We start from the raw sequence: 5,013 nt of genomic DNA, 5'->3' as shown, positions 1-5,013 counted from the left end.
GAACCCGTAAGCGGGAACCGCTCCCACCTCGCCACCCCCCACGCATCACCCGCGCGCATCGCGCAGCACGCGCGCCCCTCGTCGGGCGCGCCCCTTCACCCGCACGTTCCGTACGTACCGCACGACGTACGGCGCACCGCGTACGACTGAAGGAGATCATGACATGGACCTGACATTCACCTCGACCTCCCCACCCTCCCCCCGCACCCCACGCCGATTACCACTCCCCACCCGGGGCAGGGCCCTCCTCCTCGTCCTCCTGGCCCTGCTCACCGCGATCCCGGCCCTCGGTCTGGTCGTCACGGCGGGCGGTGACGCGGAGGCCCACGGCACCCCGATGAAACCCGGCAGCCGCACCTTCCTGTGCTGGGAGGACGCCCTCACGGACACCGGCGAGATCAAGGCGATCAACCCGGCCTGCAAGACGGCCCAACAGGTCAGCGGGACAACGCCGTTCTACAACTGGTTCTCGGTGCTGCGCTCGGACGGCGCCGGCCGCACCCGGGGCTTCGTCCCGGACGGCCAGCTCTGCAGCGGCGGCAACACCAACTTCACCGGGTTCAACACCCCCAGTGCCGACTGGCCGTTGACCCACCTCACCTCGGGCGCCAACGTCGACTTCTCGTACAACGCGTGGGCGGCGCACCCGGGTTGGTTCTACGTCTACATCACCAAGGACGGCTTCGACCCGACCAAGACGCTCACCTGGGACGCGCTGGAGTCCCAGCCGTTCCTGAGCGTCGACCACCCGCCGCTCAACGGCTCCCCGGGCAACGTCGAGGCCAACTACTCCTGGAACGGCAAGCTCCCGGCGAACAAGTCCGGACGCCACCTCATCTACATGGTGTGGCAGCGTTCCGACAGCGCGGAGACCTTCTACTCCTGCTCCGACGTCGTCTTCGACGGCGGCAACGGCGAGGTGACGGGCATCAAGGACCCCGGCAACCCGCCCACCGAGCCCCCGCCCGGCGCGTGCACCGCCACCCGCCGTACGACGGGCAGCTGGAACGGCGGCTATCAGGCCGAGGTGACCGTCACCAACTCCGGGAACGTGCCCATGCTCGGTTGGATGGTCGACTGGTCGCTCCCGGCGGGCCAGGCGGTGGACAGCCTCTGGAACGGCAACGCCACCTACAACGGCCAGGCGGTGATGGTCCACAACGCCAACTGGAACGGCTCGCTCGATCCGGGCAGGACAGCGACGTTCGGCTACGTCGTCCGGGGGTCCGGCGGTGATACGGCGACCACTCTGCCCTGCCGGGTCGGCTAGGACCTGACCCGGACCCGCGGGGCCGCACGTGCACAGGTGAGACAGCTCAGGGCGGACCCGGTGGTCGATACCCACCGGGTCCGCGAGCCGGGCCGGCACGGGGGATGAGGCCCGGGTGGATTGCGTCTGGAGATGCGACCGCCTGAGGCAACGATAGAGACAACGTTGTCTGGTGGTCCGATCATCACTCTATCGCTCCAACGGACAGCATCGTCAAACCGGTTGCCTCCCTCTCAGGGGTGGACGCCTTACCCCGCGGGGGCGACCGCCGCGCGCGTCCGCGCGAAGCCGCTCGACCTCCCGTGGTACCGCTGGCGCACGTCACTGTCCCCGCGGCTTGTGCGACCTGTGGAGCGCGACCCGTCCGAAGGAGGAGGGGCCGCGTCATGCGTGTCCGCCCTACGTCCCTGCTGCTGGCCACCGCCCTGATGCTCGGCACCCCCGCTCCGACGCTCGCGGCGACGCCGACGTCCCAGACATACCCACTACCCCTGGTCCAGGACCCCACCCCGTACGTCGACCCGCTCATCGGCACCAGGAACGGCGGCGATGTCTTCCCGGGCGCGGTCGTCCCGTTCGGCATGCTCTCCTGGAGCCCGGAGAACACCCGGGGCGACGCCGGCCGGACGGCGGCCCCCGGCGGCTACCACTACGACGCCACCCGCATCCGGGGCTTCAGCCTCACCCACATGTCCGGCACGGGCTGTGCGGGCGGCAGCGGCGACATCCCCTTCTTCCCGTACGCGGGTGAGGTCACGTCCTCCCCGGCGAGCGACACCCAGGACACGGTGTACGCGGCCGACTTCAGCCACGCCGACGAGACGGCGGAGCCCGGCCACTACAGGGTGCGCATGGCGTCCGGGGTCACCGCCGACCTCACCGCGACCACCCGCGCAGGCTCCGCCCGCTTCACCTACCCGCCCGGCCGACCGGCGTCGATGCTGATCCGTACCGCCAACTCCGAGGTGGGCTCGACGGATTCGACGGTCACGATCGACACCGCGGCCCGCACGGTCTCCGGCTCGGTCACCTCCGGCAACTTCTGTGGCCACCTCGACCCCGAGGGCCGACGCCCCTACTACACCCTTCACTTCACGGCCCGCTTCGACCACGCCTTCAAGGCGACGGGCACCTGGCAGGACGGCCGACTGAGCCCGGGTGCCACGTCCGCGTCCGGCGGAACGGGGGGCTTCACCGCGAACAGCGGCAGACCAGTGGCGGGCAGAGGGGCGGGCGGCTATGTGGAGTTCGAGCCCGGCGCGGGCCCGGTGGGCGTCAAGGTCGGTATCTCGTACGTCAGTCGGGCGGGCGCCGAGGCCAACCTCGCGGCCGAGAACCCGTCGGCCCGCTCCTTCACGTCGGTCCAGCAGGCGGCCCGACGTGCCTGGCGGGACAGGCTTGCCGCCATCAAGGTCGGCGGGGGCACGGAAGCCGAACGCACCACCTTCTACACCGCGCTCTACCACTCCCTCCTCCACCCGAACGTCATCAGCGACGCCGACCGCCGATACCGGGGCGGCGACGACCGGGTCCACCTGGTCCGCGTGAACCACGATCACCAGTACGGCACCTTCTCCGGCTGGGACGTCTACCGCTCCCAGGTCCAGCTGCTCACCCTCCTGGACCCCGACACCGGATCCGACATCGCGCAGTCCCTCTACGAACTCGCCCGCCAGAACGGCGGGTTGTGGGACCGCTGGCTGCACGGCGCGAGCGGCACCCACGTCATGAACGGCGACCCCTCACCCGCCGCCCTCGCCGGCATCCGCGCCTTCGGCGGCCGGCGCTTCGACCTGCGGGGCGCGCTGGACTCCCTGGTGCGGGCGGCGACGACACCGACCCGGCAGGACCTGTCACCGGCCGGCAGACCGGTCCTCTCGGTCGGTCAACGCCCCTCCCTGGACGCCTACCTGGCCCACCACTACATGCCGTCCGTGTCCAACGCGTGGGGCGGCGCCGCGGAGACGCTGGAGATGTCGGGCGCGGACTTCGCCCTCGCCGAACTGGCCCGCGCGGCAGGCCGGACGAGGACGGCGAACGACTTCATGAAGCGCGCCCAGTGGTGGCAGAACAACTTCGACATCTCGGCCCACAGCAGCGGAGGCTACATCACCGACCGCAAGGCGGACGGCAGTCGGGCCACCGGTTTCACTCCGGCCACCGGAAAAGGCTTCGTCGAGGGTACGGCGGCCCAGTACACCTGGATGGTCCCGCACAACCCGGCGGGCCTGTTCGCGGCGATGGGCGGCACCACAACGGCCGTCGACCGCCTGGACGCCTTCTTCCACCACGCCGACGGCAGCTGGGCACTCACCGGCAGCGGCGGCGAGAAGTCCGAGCTGGACAACGAGCCCTCGGTCAACGTCCCCTACCTGTACGCCTACGCGGGCGCACCGCGCAGAACCCAGGAGACGGTGCGCGCGGCGATGACGAGGCTCTGGTCGACGCGGCCGGGAGGTATCCCCGGCAACGACGACCTGGGCGCGATGTCCTCCTGGTACGTCTTCGCCGCGCTCGGCATGTACCCGCAGGTGCCGTCCCGAGCCGAACTGGTCCTGGCCTCGCCCCTGTTCCCGAGGATCGAGATCAACCGCCCCTACGGCAACGACATCTCGATCCACGCCCAGGGAGCGTCGGCGGACACCCCGTACGTCCAGTCCCTCGCGGTCAACGGTCTGACGAGCGACCGCCCCTGGCTCCCGGCGTCCTTCGTCCGGCACGGCGGCACCCTGGACTACACCCTCGCCGCCACCCCACACCCCACCTGGGGCACCGCTCCGTCCGACGCCCCACCGTCCTTCCGGTCGGGCGAGCAGCCCTTCCAGTTCGGCGTCGGCCCCACCACGGCGACGCTCGCACCGGGCGGCAGCGCGCGGGTGGACATCCGGGCACTGTCCCTGACGGGCACCGCCAACCGTGGCCCGGAGGTCCGCTTCGAGGTGGAGACCCCGACGGGAGTCACGGCAACGCCCGTCTCAGGAAGGGTGGTCGACGGCGTCCAGCGGATCACGTTCTCCGCCCCGCCCACCGCCGGGCAGGGCTTCCACGAGGCGAGGATCAGGGTGACGGCGACGGACACGGCGTACGAGCAGCCCGTCGCCCTCACCGTGGCGGCTCCGGGGTCCCTCCTCGCCGCCTACGACAACACGGGCACCTCCGACGACACCGGCGACCACACCGAGGCCGACTACGACGGCGCCGGGTGGAGTTACTCGCGGCAGGCGCTGGAAGCAGAGGGCCTCACGCCGGGCACGCGGGGCACGCTGCCGACCGGCATGACCTTCACCTGGCCGAGCTCGCCGCCGGGCCGCCCGGACAACGCGTCGGCAGCCTCCCAGATCATTCAACTCGCCGCACCCGTATCCCGGTTGTCCTTCGTCGGCAGCGCGGCCTTCGGCAGCCGTCGAACGCGGGCGACCGTCACCTACACCGACGGCACCACCGACACGGTCGACCTCGCCCTCACCGACTGGACGCTGGGCGGCGGCACGGGCACCGTCCAGTACGGCAACGAGGTCGTCGCGAGGACTGCGTACCGGAACGTCCCGGGAGCGGGCCGGGACCCGGTCCCGACGTATGTCTTCGCGACGAGGCCGTTCCAGGCACCGGGCGGCCGGAGCATCGCGAGCGTACGTCTCCCGGCCAATGCCAACGTGCATGTGTTCACTCTCGCTGTCGGCTGACACCATCGAAGGACGGGGCAATGACCCAACCTTCCCGAGGAGTTCAAATCGGAGGCACGG

2 protein-coding genes are annotated in these 5,013 nt (G+C 70.9%); both read left to right on the top strand.

The annotated features are described in order from the left end of the window. Positions 1 to 163: 163 nt before the first annotated feature. On the top strand, positions 164 to 1,270 hold the full coding sequence (locus STRTUCAR8_RS03245) for a lytic polysaccharide monooxygenase auxiliary activity family 9 protein (protein ID WP_006373980.1): 1,107 nt from the start codon (positions 164 to 166) through the stop codon (positions 1,268 to 1,270). Positions 1,271 to 1,656: 386 nt separating this feature from the next. After that, on the top strand, positions 1,657 to 4,953 hold the full coding sequence (locus STRTUCAR8_RS03240; protein ID WP_006373981.1) for a GH92 family glycosyl hydrolase: 3,297 nt from the start codon (positions 1,657 to 1,659) through the stop codon (positions 4,951 to 4,953). Positions 4,954 to 5,013 lie beyond the last annotated feature (60 nt).

Source organism: Streptomyces turgidiscabies Car8, from assembly GCF_000331005.1.
GTDB classification, from domain to species: Bacteria; Actinomycetota; Actinomycetes; order Streptomycetales; family Streptomycetaceae; genus Streptomyces; species Streptomyces turgidiscabies.
The sequence above is the reverse complement of the archived record's forward strand: the minus strand, read 5'-3'. Positions and strand labels throughout refer to the sequence as shown.